Raw genomic sequence first — 18,663 nt, forward strand, 5'->3', positions numbered from 1 at the left:
CAACGCAGTGAACTCCGGCGCTTCGCGCCTCCGGGCCGAGGATGCGTTTCCCTCCCCGGCTGAAGCCGGGGATACCCACGCAAGATCAGGGATGGCGCTCCCAGCAAGGGCGGTTCCCGAACCGCTGGACGCAATCGCCCGCTGGCTCCTCGAACGGCGCCGCGTCAGTTACACCACCGGCCATACCTCGGACTCGCCATGGCTGTTCCCCGGCGGGTTCGCCGGACACCACCTCAGCAACGAACGCCTCGGCACGCGGCTGAAGCGGCTGGGCATCTACTCCCGCTCCGGCCGCACCGCCGCGCTGATGGACCTGTCTGCCCAGCTCCCGGCCACGGTCCTCACCCGGCTGCTGGCATCGGCCCCGAAACCGCGACCGCCTGGACGCAGGCCGGCGGGCATTGGGCTCGATGCGCCGCTGGCCTTCCCGACCGTCCCGAGTTCAGGGCAGGTGTCGGCGCACGGACGCCCAGCTTGCGAGTTGATCTTTGATCGGTCCGGACGGAAGGCTGGGCATCAGCCGGTCGATGTGAGCGGTGAGGTTCTTGTGACGGCGCAGGTCGCCGATCTGCTCGATCGGAAGGTCTCGCCAGCCTGCCGCGACCGACTCCGCCCGGCGCGGCGCAAGCGAGAGCGCGGCGAGGGTGTCGTTGGCCAGAGCTTCGGGGTTCCAGGCCGGGTCAGCGGCGGTGCCGAGGTGTTCGATGACCCAGGTCCGAAGTGCGAATTCCTGGCTGCGCATGCGGGCTTGCTCCCACAGACCGTCGCCGTGAAACCGTCTGTTCGCCGCCAGGGACAGCTTGGCCCAGCGGAGACGGACATCGCGCGACTGTACAGACCGATAGACGTGGGACTGCGCCACCGTGCGGATCCGCTCCAGCTCCTGCCGGCGCCGAAGCCCGACCATGTGGGTCTCAAGGCTCTCGATGCTCCAGGAACTGAAGTTGAGATTCGGCTCATCCACGTGGTGCCTCCGCTCAACGTCCGCGTGCTGCAGCCAGCAAGATCCGATGTCGCTCGAGGTCGACGCCGAGGATCGCGACCATAAACTCCTGCCCTTCCGCGGCAGTCGCCTCAGGAAGTTCTTCTGGTCGGATGAGTCCTTCGACGCAGTCTGCGACTCGGACGAAGGCGCCGATCGGCGCGACCGTGGTGACCTGGCCGCTGACGGTCTGGCCGATCATGTCGGCGAGTGGCAGCAGCAGATCTGCATGTTCGTCCCACTCGGTGAGCTTGATCTTCACCTGGTGGTTGTGGTCTGCATGCCACAGGACGAGTCCGGTGACGTGCTCTCCAACGCGCGGAAGTTCCATGCATCGGGGCATGGCGGTGATCTCGGCCAGGCCGATGGCTTCGGGGTGGTGGGCTATGGAGAGGAAGACGCCGAATGGCCGGCGGCCGACGACCTCGCCGGTGACCGGGGCGCCGAGGGGGAGGTTGCGGACGGTGTCGGGCCAGGCAGCTACGACGCGGGTTCCGTAGTCCTTGTCGCTCCCCCAATCGGGCCATGGGTATTCGGTCATAGACGGATCATGGCAGGCTCGGCCCCGATTCGGGGTGGGTTCGTCCGTCGGTGGTCGTCGGATGACGTTGCTTGGGGCCGGAGTTGTCCCTTTGGGACAATCCTGGTCGCGGGCTGCGGGCGTTGGGGGTTCCGCCCTGCTCAAGAACAGTCGAGATCATGAATCACCATGTCTCAGGCGTCATTCCGCACGTTCTGACAGCCGGGGTTACCAATATCGGCATCCCCCATGCGGCCCTTGTATCCATACGAGGCCGCGTTCAACGCCTCGCCTTCGGGCCGTCCTCGGACACGGCCCTCCCAGGCGCGGCCTGAGCCGGTCAGCCAGGAGTGAGGCAGGCTTCGAGGGCGGCTCGCAGCTGTTCCGGCAGGTGGTCGCCCAAGGGAACCTCGCGTGGGCTGTGGTCGCCTTCGCAGATCCAGCTCTGCTCATCCTTGTCGAACCACCGGTCCTGGCCGCCCCACATGGGGTGCCCCTGGAGCAGATGCCTGGCCAACGGCTCGCTCGACTCGGGAGCACCCTGAGCGACCAGGGCCCGGACCACGGCTGACATAGCTCCTTCCGGGAGCGCGGTGTCGCCCAGGACCGGAAGGAGGAGAAGGAGCCGGGCATGAGGGTCGGGTGACACCGACGGCGCCAGCCGGTGCCTCCAGCAGGGCGGCGAGCTCGGGCCAGCACAGCCCTGGGCCGATGCGGTCCTGATCGTCGCTGGCCAGGACGAGATCCTGGCGCCAGTCGGGGTGCGTGAGGAAGTAGTCCTTGCTCGTGAACTCCTCGCCACTGTTGTAGTGCACGACGATCGTGAAGCCGCCGGCCAGAGGCACCGTGAACACGGGCCACGCCGACGGGTCGTGGAGCTTGTCCAGCATGGTGTCCGCGTCGCCCGCGTCGGCGCCGAAAGCCTCCGGCGAGAAGCCCTCGGACAGGTCCGCCAAATGCGCGGGCCAGAAGCCTGGCTCATCCAGGAGCGGAAGCCCGTCCACCACGGGCGACGAGGAGTACCAGTGCCGTGCCATCACCATGCCGGGATTCTCCCCCTACCCGGTCATGTCCGTTCGAAGATCCCGGTGCTCAAGGGCAGCCAACTTGACGGCATAGCAACGAGGGCCATCCCTCGCACGATCCGGCTCCTCAGATCGGCGAAGGCCCGCACCGTCGTACACGGCCTGATCGGCGGCGCCTGTGGATCCGAGGTGTTCCCGGATCGCCCGACGTGCATCCGGGTCGGGCAGCGTTAGCTCGGTGACGGTCGTGTCGGAAGCGATGCGGAGTGCCTGCATGCGGGCCCCTCCTCGGTGACACCGATGGGTGTGAGTGTTGCGCAGTGATCGCGGTGGGCTGCGCACAGCGCATTCGTTCAGCGTGATTGCGCAGCGGCCTCGGTGCGGTGGCGGATGACGGCGTGCCAGCGGCGCTCGAAGTCTGCGGTGTGCTCTGCGATGGTCGTCGCCGTGATGGGTTCGTTGTACTGGAGGGTGATTCCCCGGGCTGCGCAGGCCTCGGCGACGGCTGTCAACGCGGGCTGTTCACTGCGCAGTCGGTGCTCGGCCCAGACGCTGTAGATCCGGAAGGGCAGGAGGTAGCGGCGTAGCGTGCTCGCAGCGGCGGCTCGTCCGTTGCGGCCGACCACGCCCTTCTCGCCCAAGTACGTCGACAGGTCAACGCCGTTGGGCTCGGCACCGCGCTGCTGCTGGTACTCCGCCCATGCGAGGTAGTAGCGGTCGACAAGAGTGAGGCCGCCTCCGTCGGACGGATCCTGGCGGGGCAACATCGGGTCGTCGACAGGAGCATCGACTCGTGGGCCGCGCTGCTCCTTTGCGGCGTACGCGACGGCGCCAGCAGACTCCTGGACGGTCTGCGGTGCCGGCACGGACGCAGCCGCCGGACGGTCGAGAGCATCGGTGGCCGCTTGGCCGTCGACATCCTGCTCCGGGGCGGGTGCACCGGTGGTGCCGTAATCGCGTGCCTGGAACTCCGCGACGAACTCCTGCAAGTCGGCGCCGGTGACCGGCTGCCCGTCGGCCGCGGTGATGCCGTCGCGCTGGTACACGTACTGGGCAAGGGCATCGGCGTCGGGGTGTGCGCCGTACTGCTGCCCGTATCCGAGCCAGGCGTTGTAGAAGTAGTCGCCCCACGGCGCTGCGTCGCCAGCAACCAGAGCATCTTCAGGCCCGGACTCGGTGTCGGCCGCGGGAGTCGCGTAGCGCTGCTGCAGGACCTGTAGAAGGGGTGCCAACTGCGCGTCGGAGAGCGGTCGGCCGGCCCCGGTGGAAATGCCGTACTCGTTCTGGAGCCAGAGGGCGAACTGAGCGGGCGACGGCACGGACTCGAATTCGGCGAGCCAGGCCTGGTACGCGTCGGCGAATCGTCCCGCATTCCCCTCCCCCACTGCATCGCCGCCGTGAGACACGGCGGCGTCCGCATCTGCGGCCCGCCCCGCCGGACGCGGTTCGGCAGATCCCGCGTACGCCAGCTCCTTGCCGTCTTCCTCCGTGGCCTCGAGTACGGGGCTCTGCCTCTGCGCCGGAACCGGGGCCTGCACCACGGGGGCCTGGATCAGTGGCACTTCGATGCCGGCCGCCGCCAGGCCGGAGGGGGCGGTCGCGGCGAGCGGGACGCCGTAGCGGGCCAGGCGTAGCGGCATCAACGATTCCACCGGGGCCTTGCGGCGCCAGGCGCGGCCGAAGCGGGAGTGCAGGCGGGCCTGGTAGACGAGGCGGTCCTGCTCCAGCTTGATGACCTGCTCGTAGGAGCGCAGCTCCCACAGCTTCATCCGGCGCCACAGGAGGAAGGTGGGGATCGGGGAGAGCAGCCAGCGGGTGAGGCGGACGCCCTCCATGTGCTTGTCGGCGGTGATGTCCGCGATCCGGCCGATCGCGTGCCGGGCCGCCTCGACCAAGACCACGAACAGGACCGGGATGACGGCGTGCATGCCGACGCCCAGCGGGTCCGGCCAGGCCGCCGCGCCGTTGAAGGCGATCGTCGCGACCGTCAGCAGCCACGCCGTCTGGCGCAGCAGCGGGAAGGGGATGCGGATCCAGGTCAGCAGGAGGTCCAGGGCGAGCAGGACGCAGATACCCGCGTCGATGCCGATCGGGAAGACGTACGCGAAGTTCCCGAAGCCCTTCTTGAGGGCCAGCTCGCGCACGGCCGCGTACGAACCGGCGAAGCCGATACCCGCGATGACGAGCGCACCGGCGACGACCACACCGATGAGAATCCGGTGCATTCGTGTCAGCTTGACGGGTGTCTCGCTGCTTACCGCAGTCACGACTGTTGCCACTCCCCTGGCTCCGCTTCACTCTGTGCTTCTCTCACGCTCCCATGCGAGTGGGCTTGTTGGGATCGGTCTGTCGGAGTCACCGTCGGATCGTCAGCGAAAAGTGATCGTCGAGGTGATTTGATGGGCGTTACGCCTTACCCCATGGGCCTTGGTCTGGTCGTGCCCAGAAGGCGGTGACGCCGAGAATCTGCTAGATAGCTGCCTTTCCTCGCTTTCGTCAGGTACTAGCGCACAACCAGTGGTTGGCAGGGTGTGATTGCGGCGCAATCACACTGCTCGCCGTCAGTCACTCGTCTACGGCCGATAGGCTCCGGCCGCGCACACGTTTCAACCCCTATACGGAGACGCCCATGGCTCAGAAACCCGGCCTCAAGCGAGACCTCGCTGCCGAGAGGGCAGCACGCAAGGCTGCTAGTCAGCAGGCCCGGCTGGTACCGCAGGGGTTGCCGACGGTGCGACCGGATCAGCTGATGCCGAGCCCTGAGAACGGGCGCAAGAGGCTGCTCAAGATCGATGAACTCGCCGACTCATTGGGCTCCGACGGGATGAACACCGCCATGACGGTGATCCCACCGGACGTCTATGTGGACATCTACCCGCAGCACAGGGACGCGGTGGAAGCCCGTGTCGCCGAGGGCGTCCTCTTCGTCGTCCACCATGGCCACCGCCGTCTCGCAGCTGCCCTGAAGGCCGGCCTGAGCGAGGTACCGATCCTGGTACGTCGCGAGGTGCCCAGCCTTCGCATTGCTGCGATCCAGGAGAACCTGCAGCGGATGGGGCTCAACCCCATCGAGGAGGCAGTCGAGTTCCAAGAGGCACTCGACGAGAAGGACGCAGACGGAAAGCAGCTGTCGCAGCGGGAACTCGCGAAGCGTGCCGGATGCTCCCAGACCTACGTATCCCACCGGGTAGCGCTCCTTCGACTGATCCCGGCACTGCAACAGGCCGTCGTCAATCACTGGCTGAAGGAACAACAGCTGCTTGAGCCTGACGGGCAGCACGCTGAAGCCGCGGACTCTGTGCTGGTAACGCCCGTCCGGGAAGCAGCAACGGTCTATGCACGTCTGAGGCCGGATCTGCAGGAAGCCTTTGTACGTGGCGAGCTGACCTCAGCCGAGGCAGCCGTAGTCAGCAAGTTGCCCGCAGATCAGCAGGCGATCCCCTCGCTTGACGACGGTGATGATTGCGCCGCAATCACCCACCACGAGTCCGCCAACCGGCAGTTGCCGGAGCCGCGGGGGAGTGACTCCACCGAACGCGCCGGGGCTGAACCGAATCCGTCAGCTGGGCGCGAAACTTCACCGAAGCCTCCTGCGGCCCCGAGCACGGCAACTGGCGCCGTCAGCAAGCCAAACCCTCGGCAGAGCGCCACTAGTCTGCACAACACGAGCACCGCCGTGACCGCTCCAGAGGAACCACGCGGAGTGATCGTGGTGCGCAGCGTCGAGGAACTGGCCCTCAGCATCATCGACCTCCTCACCTCTGATGAGATCGAATCGCTGAAGGAGCGCCTCTCCGCTTGAGCCTGCCTACTTCGTCGCCCCACCGGCTGAATCGGTGGGGCGACTGGTTTTCCCGGTACGGCGCCCTGTAACGTGCGGCGCGGTATCGCACCGTGTCCCGCACTCAGCACCACACACTTGGTGCTGGCCTTTACAGAGATGTGTGATTGCGCCGCAATCACCCCCACCGCATTGAGTGGGTTCAACGCCCGGCACCAGGGCGGCATCGGCTACTCCGATCCCACATCTTGCGGACTACGTGCCACGCCCGCGCGATCATCACTCCAGAACTGATTGCGCCGCAATCACCTGTGGAGGCCACCCATGACTTCATCCAACAACCGCAACGCCCGCAATGACGCTCTGGCAGCTCGCCGCCTCGCACGCATCATCGCCCTCACCAACCAGAGTGGTGGTGCCGGAAAGACAACCTCTGCCATCAACATCGCCGCGTGCGCCGCGGACCTCGGCTACCGGACTCTGGTGATTGACGCTGACGCCCAGTGCGATGCTTCAGCTGCGGCTGGCTACGACAATCCCGATGACATCCCGAACCAGGCCAACCTGTACGACGTCCTCACGGGGGCGGCCAAGATCGAAGACGCAACAGTTCCCGCCTTGGCAGGACCCTTCGGCGAGGACGGCACCAAGCCGATCCCCAACATGTTCTTGGTACTCGGCTCAAGCGAACTGGAAGAGGCCGAGCAGCTCCTTGCTCCGAAGACTGGCCGGGAGTTCTGGCTCCGGACTCAGATCGAGCGGATCCGCGACAGCTTCGACCTCATCCTCATCGACTGCCCCGGCAACCTGGGCCTCATCGTCGTGAATGCCATCGTCGCTGCCGACGAGGTAGTCGCGTGTGTCAAGCCAGGGTGGAAGGAGTTGCGTGCCCTGACTCGTATGGAGGCAAAGGTCGACAGCATCCGGGATACCTTCTCAGCAATGGGGGCCCGCGCCGAGCTCGCCAACATCCTCATCGTCGACTGCCCGACCACCCGAAATCAGGGCGCCGTATATGACGACAGCCAGCAACAGGCGAAGCAAACCTACGAGGAACTCGTCCTGCCGACGGTCCGCCGAAGCCCCCGTATCCCAGAGGCCTACGCCGCCCAGACAGTTCTCCGCTTCTATGACCCGGCCACCGAGAACCCATCGAAGCTCACCGAGGAATCGGCCCTGTCAGCAACGGACGACTACTACCTCGTTACACAAGCGCTCGGCTTCAAGCGAAGGTAAGACTGATTGCGCCGCAATCACGCGTCCGCTGGCGGGGCGCACAAGAGGTCTTGCGTTCGGCATCTGCTGGAGCGCAGGACCTCTTCGCAGCTTAAGAGATCGCGTCGCCGCCAGGCCGCGGGCACGAGACGTGTCTCGTGATGAGTGGCGTCAACGGGCGGGGGCTGAAGAAGTCGGTGGGGGAGGGGGGCCAACCATCGCGCTGTCGCATACTCGTTCAGCCTGAGCACACAGCGACCGCTGCGGCATAGGCGAGCCGGGCGTCTTCCGTTCTCGCGACAGGGCGTGCCGTTTCCCGCTCGACCCGCTGAAGAGCTCGTACCGTGGCGTTGACGTAGGTGCTGAGACTGACCTTCTGCGTCGCTGTCCGGCAGTTGGGAAGGACAGCGGCGACTTCATCCAGCCAGTCAAGGACTTCGCTGTCCTGGAAGAATCCATCGCGGTGTTCGAGAAGGCGGTGCGCAATGGGGAGCAAGAGCTCGTGCCGCCTCCTCGCGGCCTCCTCAGCCCGACGTTGGGCGGCAGCACGCTCGGCGATCCGGCGCTCCGCCTCCAGGACGGCCTCGGGGGTACGGCGCACTGGTTGGCCATCATGCTCGTCATCGTTGAGGGTGAGCGCCTTGAGCCGCTTGGACTTGTTGTACGCCGCGCTCGGTCCGCCGACGGCAAGCGGGGGCGCCAGGTCGGCCCACTCGACCCCGGCGGCCCGGGCCGCTTCGATCGCCTTCATCTGATGGACCTCGGCCTGCTCGCGGAGGTACTCCCAGAGCAGCACCCTCTTGAGGGCGGCCGCACGTCGTGCGTCTTCGTTCGCCCTGCCAAGCGCTGACGCGTGCTTCTCGGTGTAGAGCAGCGCGCCGAACAGTTCGTCGTCCGCGGGCATCCTCCCGATGTCGGGATCCTCGGCCTTCTCATGGAGGTCACGCAGTTCACCGACCATCGCTGCGGTGTCCAGGGGGCCGATCCGGATGGGCCTTCTGAGCAGGGGACTTGTGCGCTTCGGCGCCCTGCGCGTGTTCGCTGCCATGTCTGCGATTGTGCCTGCTCGAGTTGATTCACATTGTGTGAATCAGGCTCATCCGACGGCTTTCTGACTTCCAGTGATCAGGTAGCCAGATCACACTTCTGTGGCTGAGCAGGGTGGTTGTCGTGCGTGCAGGCCGAGTGTCGCAATCGGCGCCGCTTCTTGAAACCTGCTGGCCGGCGGCTGCCGACTGAATCGGCGGCGAGGGCGACGACAAGTACCGGGCGAATCCCACGACAGACGTCGTGCAAACGCCGGTGAGAACCGCAGGTCGAGGCACCCACCTCAAGACCCCGGCGAACATGATGCATCGGCGCCCCAAGCGCCCGACCCATCAGACTGAACGACTGCCCCTCACGCCGGCGTCTCCAGATCTCGTCCTGCTGAGCCGGCGAAAGCCCGTAGCCACGCACCTGTGCCTCCACGACCACATGATCATCCGTGGGTGGTGCGCTGATCACATGAGGGTGCCCTTCCCGCCCCGTCGGCTCCTGCCGCCGGACGCGGACCGGAAGTTCGGTGAGGTTCTTCGGCACGCTGGGCGAAAGCGCGGTCGTCGCCAACGTCGAGGCAAGATGCCACTCCACGTTGCTGGTGAGCGAGGGGGCACGGGCGAAGGCGGCCAGCTGCCGTCCCGTCCCTTTGCCCGAGGGCACGATCCGCTTCCGTCTGCGCCCCCACGGCGGTGCGGGACGGCTCCGCCAGGTGCCTGCGCCCGCTGTCGTACTGCCTCCACGCCGCGCCGACGTCCGTCGGCAGGGTGTGCAGACCATGAGTGCCGTTCAACCACATCAGCGTCCTGGCGACAGAAACGTTCGCACCAGCGGCGGCATCCAGCTTTTGAAAGCCGCGGCCACGTGGGCGTCCCGCTCACGATTCATCGCATGTGCCCGGCGGGGACCAGGGACCTCCTGGCTGACGTCCATCTCAGCCGCTGCACGTTCGTTCTGCGTGTACCTGAGCATCCCGCGCCCCACTGACAACGGGCTCGGTACTTTCCGCAAGCGTCGCGTCGCTTGCACCGTCCCGCCGAGCCCGAGGTCCTCGGCTTGGCCGCGCCGCTTCGTCCCGCCCGGCCGGTTGTGCACGCGGGCGATGCCGCTGACGCGCTCGGGGATGACCTCGACGCTGGCACTCAGCGCGCGGTTGGGCGATGAGCGGTCCTTCCACCAGGTGTTCCACTACTTGCTCGCGGTGCGCGGGCTCCTGCCCTGGCCGCTCTGGCCGCTACAGGGTGCGCCACGCTTCAAGGCGCTGGGCAACCGTCCGGAGATCGACATCGTGGGCGCGTACAGCTTGGGCCAGCTCGAACAGCTCGTCGTCCTTCACCTGGACGGGCTGGCCGGACAGGTGCATGTACTGGTGGGCGCAGCCCCAGCCGATGACGAGGTTGTAGTCGGTGAAGGGCCGCAGCAGCAGAGAGGTGTGCAGGAAGGTGGCGGCGCGGGAGGGGACCTCTTCGTAGTAGAGGCTGCCGCGTTCGCGTTCGAATTTGTGCCGGTCGGCCATGAAACCGAGGGCGCCCCAGTCCGCGATCGGCACGTTGAGTGGGGAGATCGAGGCCTGGATCTGCAGGACCCAGCCGACGTCCACACGGACGATCGGGCTCACCGCAGGCCTGCGGGGAAGCGCTCCATCACACCCGGCAGGATGCGCTCGGCCTCAGCGGCGGCGCCCTCGACGAAGGCAATCCGGTCGGCCTCCTCCACGGTCACGTCGTGGACGTGTTCCTTGAGGCTCTTTCCTGTGATCTTGGCCCGGCTACGGAGACGGACCATCTCTTCCGGGGTGAACTCGATGTTGAGTGCTGGCATGCCCCCACGGTACCCCGGTTGGTACCGGATAGGGTACCTCCTGGTATCCGATGCCCCGGCGCATGGCCAAACCAGTCGCCTTTACAGGCCCGGGGCCCCTGCTGGCCTTGTCGAGCCTGTCGGCTGCGGTGCGCGGTGCCGCCGCGCGTCCGTGGCGCGCCTCCACATTACGAAGAGCCTCCCGACCTGCGAAGAAGCCGGTGACACTTCCTCATGTTGTTGTCAAGCCGCAGTTGTGACGCTGGATGCTGATTGGTAGATCTTTCGGTCACGGATCATGGCGAACAGGACGTTGACGCGACGCCGGGCGAGCGCGAGGACGGCGTGCTTGTGGGTCTTCTTCTCGGCCCGCTTGCGGTCGTAGAAGGCTCGGGACTCCGGGCAGGTGCGGATGCTGATCATCGCGGAGCGGTAGAAGACGCGTTGGAGGCCGCGGTGGTAGCGGCGGGGGCGGTGTAGGTTGCCGTTCACGTTGCCGGATCGCGGGGGACAGGCGCGACGCCTGAGAACGCGGCGAGCCGGTCTGCGCTGGGGAACCGAGACAGGTCACCGCCGGTGGCAGCGAGGAACTCGGCGCCCAACAGCGGTCCGATGCCGGGCATGCTGGAGATCACTGGCGCGAGCTCGTGCTCGCGGAATCGGGCTTCGATGAGTTTGTCCAGCTCGTGGATCTTCTCGTGGAGACCGAGCAATTCCAGCGCCAGGTCGCGGACCACGTGGGCGATCGCAGCTTCGCCGGGAAGTCGAGTGTGCTGTCGTTCCGCAACATCGACAGCGGCCGTGGCCAGGTCTTCCGCGCTGCGGGTCTTGCGGTTGCGTAGCCATGTCGTCAGCCGCCTGCGGCCGAGACGTCGTAACGCAGCCGGCGTCTGGTAGCCGGACAGCAGCACTAGCGGTCCAATGCTCGTCAGTTCCAGGGCATGTTCCAGAGCCGGGAAGATGCTCAGCACCTGCGCGTGCAGACGGTTGGCCTTCCGCGTCCGTTCCTTGACCAGATCGGCCCGTCGGTCGGTCATCACCCGCAGTTCGGCGGTCAGCTCGCTCTTCTGGGTGAGGACGTGGAGGTCGCGGCGCATAGGCGTACGGCGGCGTCGCGGACGTCGTCGAAGATCACGGGCGAGGCAGTGGTCACGGGGCTTTTTGAGCAGGTCCGGGAGGAGGGGTGAGTCGGGCGGCAGGGTGGGGGCGGTCCTGTTGCTGGTCACCAGCCGGTGATGCGTTCCCAGTTGGCCTGGATAGCGGGCGGCCCATGCAGGAGACCTGCAGCCGGTCCCGCGCGCGGCTCGGGGTAGCGGTCAGCCGAGGGCTGCAACTGCGTGCACCTCTACCGCGGACCCGTAGTGCAGTTCCCTGGCGCCGGCGACGGCCCGCGCGGGCCTGCTCGCACCGAGCCACTCTTTGTACACCTGGTCGAAGGCTGGCCAGTCACCGATGTCGGTCACGTAGACGGTGACCGAGATCAGCCTCTCGCGGCTGGTACCGGCCGTGGCCAGGCATGCGTCGAGGTTGCTCAGCACCTGCCGCGCCTGGGCCTGGAACGGCTCGCCGGCCATGCGGGAGCCGTCGGGTGTCACAGGGAGCTGGCCGGAGATGTAAGCCACGCCCCGGTGGGTGGCAATGTGCGAGTAGTGGCCTGTCGGCGCTGCCAGCTGCGGGCTGCGGGCTGTCGAGCGTGTCGATCAAAGGGGTGTCGTCCGTGCGGGGGCGATCGATCCCTTGGTGATCTCGCTGGTGGTCATCGTCTCACTTCATGTAGGAGTAAACGCTGGCTCGAGAGATGCCGATCAGGTCGGCGATGGTCTGGGCGGCGTTGCGGGTGTCGAAGTAGCCGTCCTCGTACAGGCGCCGCACAAGGTCCTTCTTCGCTTCCCGGGGCAGGGCCCGTGGGGATGTGAAGCGTTCGGCGGCCGCTGTCTCGATCACTTCGCGCAGTTCCCGGCGGCTTCGGTCGCGCAGCGTCTCCAGCGAGACGTCCTGGTTCTCGGGATCGGTCGCGACCAGGTTCGACAGCGTCAGCATGATAGGCGACAGCGTCGAGATGTCCAGGTTCAGGCAGAGCGCGGCGATGTACTGCCCGGCGGTGTTCTTGATCCCGATCGAGGTGCTCTTCGCGCGGCGTCCGTCGGGGAACTGGTTGGCGTAGTTCTGTATGACGCTGGGGTAGTGCGGGTCCCGGATGCGGGCGAGCCCCAGTTCGGTGGCGGACTCTCCCACCTGGCGTCCCGACAGGTTGTTCTCGATGAAGCGGATGGCGTGGTCCGGATCGCGCAGGTCGTGCAGTACGACCTCGCAGATGCCGGGGAACATGCGGCCCAGCCCCTGGGCGACCTTCTCGAGTTCGGCCAGGAGGTGCTCGTCGCCCCCCGGGCCGGACAACACCCGGTCAGGGAACGCCCCGTCCCGTAGCTGCGTGCCGTCCCGGCCCCTCACGTGGCTATTGCCTTCCGAGGTCATCGCCCGGCCCTCGGGAGTGGTGTCACGTTCACTCATCTCCTGCTCCTGCTTCCGCCCGGTGCTCTGCGCAGCCGCTCTCGCACTCACGCGCGGCAAGGGTTCGCTCGCGCCGGGAGTGCAGCCGTGTACAGGGGGTCAGCACCCAAAGTTCTTTGATTTTTGCCTAACTCTACACAGACAATATATCCATCTCTAGAGTTCGCGTCCAGCGCCAGAGCCCGACCAGGACGGAGGCAGACCGATGCCGCTACCCCGCCACCGCTCCCACCGGCGACCGGCTTCCTCCTCACCCTCGCCGCCGCCTCCTGGCCGCCGTCCTCCATTACCGGCACGGCCTACCCCAGATCGCTATCGCCGCCCTGTTCAATGTCCGGCCCGAGACAATCAACCGGCGCCTGAGGGACATCCGGGAACTGCTGGCAACCGCAGGCCACGACCTCCACTCCGCCGAACGCCAACTCGCCACCCTGAACGACCTGTTCAACCAAGCGCGCGAGGCAGGCATCATCACCACGCTAGAGATCAACACTGCGAGTTAATGCTCTGCGAGCCCTAACTTCGCGGCCTTGGGTGTTCACCTGTGAAACACCGTCACCCGGCGGACGCGTCCAGGGCGAGCCACGTTTCATAAGTTGTTGCAAACGGCTCGGCCATGTCCGGCAGTTGGTCGGCGTATTCGGTGATGATGCCGGGCCATTGGCGGGTGTCGAGCATCCAGTCGGCGGCGCCCTCGGGCAATGGGGCGTGGCCTTCGAAGATGAGGAACTTGGAGAGCTTTACGCCGATGTCGGTGACGACCTGCGGGCAGAACAGACGGGCGGGGAGTTGGGCGCGGATGAGGCCCACGACCTGGAGGGCTTCGTCGACGAGGAGGGAGCCGAAGACCCAGTCGCCGCCGTTGACCATGACGTGCAGGGTTCCACCCGCACGCGTGCTGGTGAGGGCGAGTTCCTTGACGAGGCTGCGGTACAGGGTGGCCAGGTCCAGGTAGGCGCCGGCGGTGGGCGTGATGGTGACCAGGTAGGGGCCGTGGTGGAGGCAGACGGCGTCGACGCCGGCGGCTTCGTGGTCGGCGAGGCGGACGCGGGTGTGTTCGGCGTGTTTCTCGGCCCAGCCGCAGCCGGGGTGCGGGCAGGGGATTCGCAGGTGCGGGGTGCCGGGGGAGGGGGCGAGCCACCGACGGGCGTCGTCGATGCGGGGGAGGAGCCGCAGCCAGGTGCGGCGGAAGTGTTCGGCGGCTTGTTGTTGGGTGTAGGTCTTCACGTGGTGAGTGATGCCCAGGCACCGGGACAGGGCCGCGAACAGGGCTTGTGCAGGGCGGCGACGAGGTCGGTCACGACCTGGTCGCCGAGGGCCTGGGCGTAGGTGCGCTGGTAGCGGTGACCGCTGGCCGAGTCGGTGGACAGTTCGTACGGGGCGTTGTCCAGGGCTCTGAAGAGCACCTCGGTGTGGATGCCGAAGCGGTCGCGCAGACGAGCCGCCATGGCGAGGGTGAGCGACTGTGCGAGCGAGGTGCCGATGTCCGGGGCGCCGTTGATCTGGGTGCCGACAACCAGCACGATCCGCTCGGGCGGAGTGGCTAGGATGCGTCGCGTCAGGATCGTCCGTGGAGGGGCTGATGGGCAGGGTTTGTGTTCTGGCCGCGTCGTGTTCGGCCTGCTGGCGCAGTGAGGCGATCGCGGTGGCGAGGTCTGGGCTGTCGGCCAGGTCCACGCTGCCAGGGTCTGCGGCATGGATGACGAGGCGGAGGAGTTGGTGGATGGATCCGGCGACCCGGGTGGCCTTCAGGCGGGGCCCGTCGAGGTCGGCTGCCGACTGGACGGGCGGGGTCTTCTGGAGGGCCGCGTCGTCGGCGACGGCTTCACAGAGCCGGTCCGGCCACGAGCTGCGAGCCCGTGCGGGCGGGATAATTCCGCCGAGTTGGGCCTCGCGGTCGGCCGTTCACGAACGCGCAGATCGCCATCACCACAGCCACAGCCACAGCCACAGCCACAGCCACTGATCGGACACGGAGATGGGGGACCTAAAGTTCCCGGCATTGCGCCAAGACCCGACTGCAACACCGCTTCACCTGCGCCGCCATCAACCTCGCCCGACTCGACGCCTGGCTCACCGGCAGACCCCTCGCCCGCACCCGCGTCTCACCCTTCGCAGCACTCCGCCCCACTGGATGAGATCCAGCGGGGCGGATTTGCCGACAGCATCCGCATGCTGCAGGTGCCTCGGAGGTCGGGGGCTCACACCTACACGGCTGCTGATCGCCGACAGCGAGCCGAGGAACTTTCTCAGTCAGGACTCCACGTTGGCGCCGTTGGATGCGGCCACCTGGGCATGGTGCTCGTTCAGTAGCGTCAGCATCTTCTCGAACTCGGCAGAACCCATCTTCCGGATCAGGTGGAGAGCGAGGAAGACCCCGTCGTCGTACGGCAGTCGGGGCAGCTGCCGGCTTCCGGTATCCGGCTGCTCCTCGACAGCCGCGCTGCCGTTGGTACGCGGTTCGGGCACAGTCTCCGCGGACTTCCCGGTCCGCTCCCTCTCCGAAGCAGCCTCCGGGCTCGGGGTGTCCTCCTGCGTCTCCGGTTCTCCTATTACGCCGTAATAGGAGACGGCGGTAGCAGGGGGCTGGGCGGTGGCAGAGGGCTGCGTGGCGGGAGAGGGCTGGGTGGTGGCAGAGGGCTGGGTGGCGGGAGAAGCGGCCTGCTCCTGCGCCTCCGCCTTCTTCCGTTTCTGCTCTGCCTTCTCGGCCTCCTGGTCGGTTCGCCGTTCCTTGAGCTCTTCCAGGGCCGCCAGTTGTTGTTCGGCAGGCTTTTTGCCCACAGCGCGCAGCAGGTCGATGGGTTCCTGGCCGATGCGTGCTTGGAGTTCGGGGGTGAGGGTGAGCAGGGCGAGCCGCTGCGACACCCAGCCCTGGGAGCGGTGCAGGCGCTTGGCCAGGGCGGTCTGGGTGCCGTGGATGGCCAGTAGACGTTCCAGGGCTCGGGCCTCGTCGAGTTCCTCGAGGTCCTGGCGGTGGATGTTGGCGACCAGTGCTGATTCGAGGAGTTCGTCGGCTGTGGTGCCCTGGTCGTCGCTGACCATCACCTTGATGGTGGCGAGGCCTGCTTCTCGGGCGGCGGCGAGCCGGCTGCTGCCGTCGATGACGACGTGAGTGGTGTCCGGCTCAAGGTCTTCTTCGTTGCTGGGGTTGACCTTGGTGTAGGCGTCACGGTTCATGACCGTGATGGCCACCTTCTGCCCGTGGGTCTTCAGGCTGCCTGCGAGGTCGGTGAGGTCTCCGAGGCTGGAGCGCGGGTTGTCCGGGTTGAGGCTGATGCGGTGGACCGGGAGTTCAGTCGGCGCGGCGATGCCTTCGGTGGGTACGCCGGTGGCGGCGGCAACGGCCTGTCGGCGGGCGCTGACGCCTCGGGCCTGGGCGCCGCCGAAGCGTCCGGCGCCAAGCTGGTCGGCCTTGCTCATGAGATCTCCCTGGCCAGTGCGCGCATGCCGATCGCCTGCTGTGACTTGGGGGCGTAGGACAGCAGGGGCTGCTTCATGCGGACGGCCTCCTTCTGCTCCTTGAGGTCTCCGATGAGTCCGACGACCCGCGGATCCTTTATATCGACCCATCCCTGGAGGGAGGAGGTGGCGATGTAGCCGCGGCGGCCGTCGTAGAGGTTGACAACGATGCCGAGGTAGTCGATGTCGATCTGCAGGTCGCCCCGCAGGTCGTCGATCTGGTGGGTGAGGAGTTCGTAGGCGTCGGCCGAGCTGTCCTCGGCCTGCACGACGATCAGGGCGCCGGACTGACCGGGCTTTTCGCCGGGGCGGCGGCGGCCGTAGTAGGCGGCGGCGTCCATGCTGAGGCCGAGGCTGGGCGGGCAGTCGACGAGGATGACATCGTAGTCGGCTTCGAGCGGGGCAAGTGCCCGCTCGAGGGCGGCTTCCCGGGCGCGTACCGCGGACAGGCGTACGTCGAGAAGGAACGCGTCGTTGCAGGCGGGCAGGAGGTGGAGGCGGTCGCCGAAGTTCTCGTCGTCGATGGAGACGATGAGGTCGCGGAGGTCGCCCTTGGGGTCGCCGGCCATGTGGTTGGTGAGGCTGTCGCCGTTCATCGGCAGCGGCGCGCCGCCCAGCTGGTTGGTGAGGTGGCATTGCGGGTCGAAGTCGACGAGCAGGACGCGCAGTCCGAGGCCGGGAAGGTCTTCGACGTCGAGGGGGCCGTCTGCGTTGTCGCCTGCGGCGGCGGCGAGTTGTTTGGCGATGCGGACGCGGTGCAGGGTGTCGGGGTCTTCGGCCAGGGCTTCGCCTGTGCCTGCGGTGATGGCGGTTTTGCCGACGCCGCCCTTCTGGTTGCAGACAATGATGCGGCGTGTGATCGCGGGGCGTTCGATGTCCGGGGCCGGGTTGGAGTCGAGCCACAGCTTCACGGACTGGGCGAGGCCCTGGATGAGGGAGACGCGGCGGTCGGCGACGACGCTGCGGAACTCCTCCCACTGGCCTTCGGGGAGGAAGGTGGAGAAGGAGTCGGCGCCCGCGGTGTCGACGCTGGCTGGTGCTGATGCCAGGTTGCACCAGTCGCTGATGCCCTGTTCGACGGCGGCCTGGATTTCGATGCCGCGCTGGGCGGCTCTGATTTTGAGGTCCTGCCGGAGCCATCCCGGCAGTTTGGAGACGACCTTCTCGCGGTCGCTGGAGGTGGCTGGCGAAGTCATGGTGGACACCTTACTAACGTGCTTGATCGCTTGCGTCATCGACACGTTAGTTAGGCAGACTTGTTATGGCTGCACTGCCCGCGGAAGCCCGCTCGGCTATTACGCCGTAATAGCCGACGGGGCGTCTGGTGATGGGCCTGTGGGCCATAACTGACCTTTTTGTAACGTCTCGCCGGGCGAGGCGAGGCCGCACCGCCTCTGGCCATGCTCGCGCGGGGCCCAGCTACATGGACGGATCCCCCGGGCACAGGCGGGTCTTCCTCCTGCCTCCGCAGTGCTCCGTCCTCGTTCGACTGCGCCCCCGCTGGCTGCTATTCGTGGCCAGGTCTCCCCCGCCACTCCCCCTGAGGCACCCTCAGCAACCGACGCTCGTGGCTTCGTCCTGCCGAAGGCCAGTCCCTGATCGTTCGCCGCCTACACCCAGACGGAACATCCGCCGCACGGTTTGGGCATCCGCTCTCGTCGAAGCCCCGTCGCCGTCTCCTTCAGCCCAGTCGGCACAGTTCGTGTCCGGGAGAGAGCAACGGCGATTCGGCGGCAGTCGGGGGAGAGGGCGGCTATGCCGTAGGCGGAGCCGATGTCGTTATGGGAGTGAACACTGGGCGGACCCGCAGCGGAGCCGCGCTGCCGCCACGGGGCGCAACTATTACGGCGTAATAGAGCAGCCGCCCCGCGCAGGGTGTGTTCCGGCGAAGGCATCGCTGTCGGGGCTGTCCAGGAGTGACGTCGAGCTATTACGCCGTAATAGTGCTCGGGTCATACCCGGCCCTTCCCCAGCAGTGCACGACCTGTGTCCTGTCTCAGTGGACCTGGGCAGTGTCAGTCGTTCTGGGGCTTCAGTGCCTGCGTCTCACTCTTTCTCGGGCAAGCAGCGCCCTGTTGTCCGTTCTCACTGGCCCTTTCAGAGTCTCACTGTGTTACGCGCAGATCTGGCGAGGTCTCAGGCGGAGGCCTAGCTGACAGGATGGTTCGCCTGGTTTACACCAGTCTGGGTTGATGTGAGTCTCATCGGAGTTGGCGTTTCTCATCAATGTCTGCCGTGACCGATGAGTTTTGTGCGGATCCGTGGTCGATACGGCTGGATACACCGACAGCGGTGGGCCTGTGCTGGGGACGTTCCAGCGCGGGAGGAAGCA

Annotated in this window: 16 protein-coding genes and 1 pseudogene; 3 read left to right on the forward strand and 14 right to left on the reverse strand. The window is 66.8% G+C overall.

What is annotated here, in order from left to right; translation table 11 throughout:
* Positions 1–442: 442 nt before the first annotated feature.
* The 4 genes from ACFVWD_RS49355 to ACFVWD_RS49370 all read right to left on the reverse strand — a co-directional run bounded on the left by ACFVWD_RS49355 (position 443) and on the right by ACFVWD_RS49370 (position 4,752).
* The gene (locus tag ACFVWD_RS49355; protein ID WP_389605024.1) at positions 443–964 is read right to left on the reverse strand and encodes a hypothetical protein; all 522 of its coding nucleotides are present in this window, start codon (positions 962–964) and stop codon (positions 443–445) included.
* A 13-nt stretch (positions 965–977) separates the two neighbouring features.
* On the reverse strand, positions 978–1,523 hold the full coding sequence (locus tag ACFVWD_RS49360; RefSeq protein WP_389605025.1) for a S1 RNA-binding domain-containing protein: 546 nt from the start codon (positions 1,521–1,523) through the stop codon (positions 978–980).
* A 319-nt stretch (positions 1,524–1,842) separates the two neighbouring features.
* The gene (locus ACFVWD_RS49365; protein ID WP_389605026.1) at positions 1,843–2,076 is read right to left on the reverse strand and encodes a hypothetical protein; all 234 of its coding nucleotides are present in this window, start codon (positions 2,074–2,076) and stop codon (positions 1,843–1,845) included.
* Positions 2,077–2,880: 804 nt separating this feature from the next.
* Positions 2,881–4,752, reverse strand: a complete 1,872-nt coding sequence (locus ACFVWD_RS49370; RefSeq protein WP_389605028.1) for a DUF2637 domain-containing protein — start codon at positions 4,750–4,752, stop codon at positions 2,881–2,883.
* A gap of 404 nt (positions 4,753–5,156) precedes the next feature.
* Here ACFVWD_RS49370 and ACFVWD_RS49375 point away from each other — a divergent pair, with 404 nt between their 5' ends.
* Positions 5,157–6,329 (forward strand): ParB/RepB/Spo0J family partition protein, encoded by a 1,173-nt coding sequence (locus ACFVWD_RS49375; RefSeq protein ID WP_389605029.1) that lies wholly within the window; start codon positions 5,157–5,159, stop codon positions 6,327–6,329.
* A 303-nt stretch (positions 6,330–6,632) separates the two neighbouring features.
* A complete protein-coding gene (locus ACFVWD_RS49380) occupies positions 6,633–7,544 on the forward strand; it encodes a ParA family protein (RefSeq protein WP_389605031.1) in 912 nt (303 codons plus the stop codon).
* Positions 7,545–7,761: 217 nt separating this feature from the next.
* On the opposite strand, the gene ACFVWD_RS49385 is transcribed toward ACFVWD_RS49380, so the two are convergent.
* The 6 genes and pseudogenes from ACFVWD_RS49385 to ACFVWD_RS49410 form a co-directional block, all read right to left on the reverse strand.
* Positions 7,762–8,484 carry a hypothetical protein gene (locus ACFVWD_RS49385; RefSeq protein WP_389605032.1) on the reverse strand — a complete coding sequence of 241 codons (723 nt, stop codon included), beginning with the start codon at positions 8,482–8,484 and terminating at the stop codon, positions 7,762–7,764.
* A 1,311-nt stretch (positions 8,485–9,795) separates the two neighbouring features.
* Positions 9,796–10,179 (reverse strand): hypothetical protein, encoded by a 384-nt coding sequence (locus ACFVWD_RS49390; protein WP_389605033.1) that lies wholly within the window; start codon positions 10,177–10,179, stop codon positions 9,796–9,798.
* The gene (locus tag ACFVWD_RS49395; protein ID WP_389605035.1) at positions 10,176–10,382 is read right to left on the reverse strand and encodes a hypothetical protein; all 207 of its coding nucleotides are present in this window, start codon (positions 10,380–10,382) and stop codon (positions 10,176–10,178) included. Before ACFVWD_RS49395 ends, ACFVWD_RS49390 begins: the two co-directional genes overlap by 4 nt.
* A gap of 222 nt (positions 10,383–10,604) precedes the next feature.
* Positions 10,605–11,458 (reverse strand): annotated as a pseudogene (locus tag ACFVWD_RS49400) (IS110 family transposase); the annotation flags it as partial.
* A gap of 219 nt (positions 11,459–11,677) precedes the next feature.
* Positions 11,678–12,031: a RidA family protein gene (locus tag ACFVWD_RS49405; RefSeq protein WP_389605060.1), complete on the reverse strand. Its 354-nt coding sequence runs from the start codon at positions 12,029–12,031 to the stop codon at positions 11,678–11,680.
* Between the two features lie 94 nt (positions 12,032–12,125).
* Positions 12,126–12,872 (reverse strand): transcriptional regulator, encoded by a 747-nt coding sequence (locus tag ACFVWD_RS49410; protein WP_389605037.1) that lies wholly within the window; start codon positions 12,870–12,872, stop codon positions 12,126–12,128.
* Positions 12,873–13,024: 152 nt separating this feature from the next.
* Here ACFVWD_RS49410 and ACFVWD_RS49415 point away from each other — a divergent pair, with 152 nt between their 5' ends.
* Entirely contained in the window at positions 13,025–13,375 is a 351-nt protein-coding gene (locus tag ACFVWD_RS49415; protein ID WP_389605061.1) for a transposase family protein, read from the forward strand.
* A 52-nt stretch (positions 13,376–13,427) separates the two neighbouring features.
* Here the strand turns inward: ACFVWD_RS49415 and ACFVWD_RS49420 are convergent, their stop codons facing one another.
* The 4 genes from ACFVWD_RS49420 to ACFVWD_RS49435 all read right to left on the reverse strand — a co-directional run bounded on the left by ACFVWD_RS49420 (position 13,428) and on the right by ACFVWD_RS49435 (position 17,527).
* Positions 13,428–14,099 (reverse strand): hypothetical protein, encoded by a 672-nt coding sequence (locus ACFVWD_RS49420; RefSeq protein WP_389605039.1) that lies wholly within the window; start codon positions 14,097–14,099, stop codon positions 13,428–13,430.
* Positions 14,096–14,395, reverse strand: a complete 300-nt coding sequence (locus ACFVWD_RS49425) for a hypothetical protein (RefSeq protein ID WP_389605041.1) — start codon at positions 14,393–14,395, stop codon at positions 14,096–14,098. The genes ACFVWD_RS49420 and ACFVWD_RS49425 overlap by 4 nt, the downstream gene beginning before the upstream one ends.
* 730 nt (positions 14,396–15,125) lie before the next feature.
* On the reverse strand, positions 15,126–16,292 hold the full coding sequence (locus ACFVWD_RS49430; protein ID WP_389605043.1) for a ParB/RepB/Spo0J family partition protein: 1,167 nt from the start codon (positions 16,290–16,292) through the stop codon (positions 15,126–15,128).
* Entirely contained in the window at positions 16,289–17,527 is a 1,239-nt protein-coding gene (locus tag ACFVWD_RS49435) for a ParA family protein (protein WP_389605044.1), read from the reverse strand. Before ACFVWD_RS49435 ends, ACFVWD_RS49430 begins: the two co-directional genes overlap by 4 nt.
* Between the last annotated feature and the right edge of the window lie 1,136 nt (positions 17,528–18,663).

The sequence above is a fragment of the Streptomyces sp. NPDC058086 genome (assembly GCF_042885015.1).
GTDB lineage: Bacteria > Actinomycetota > Actinomycetes > Streptomycetales > Streptomycetaceae > Streptomyces.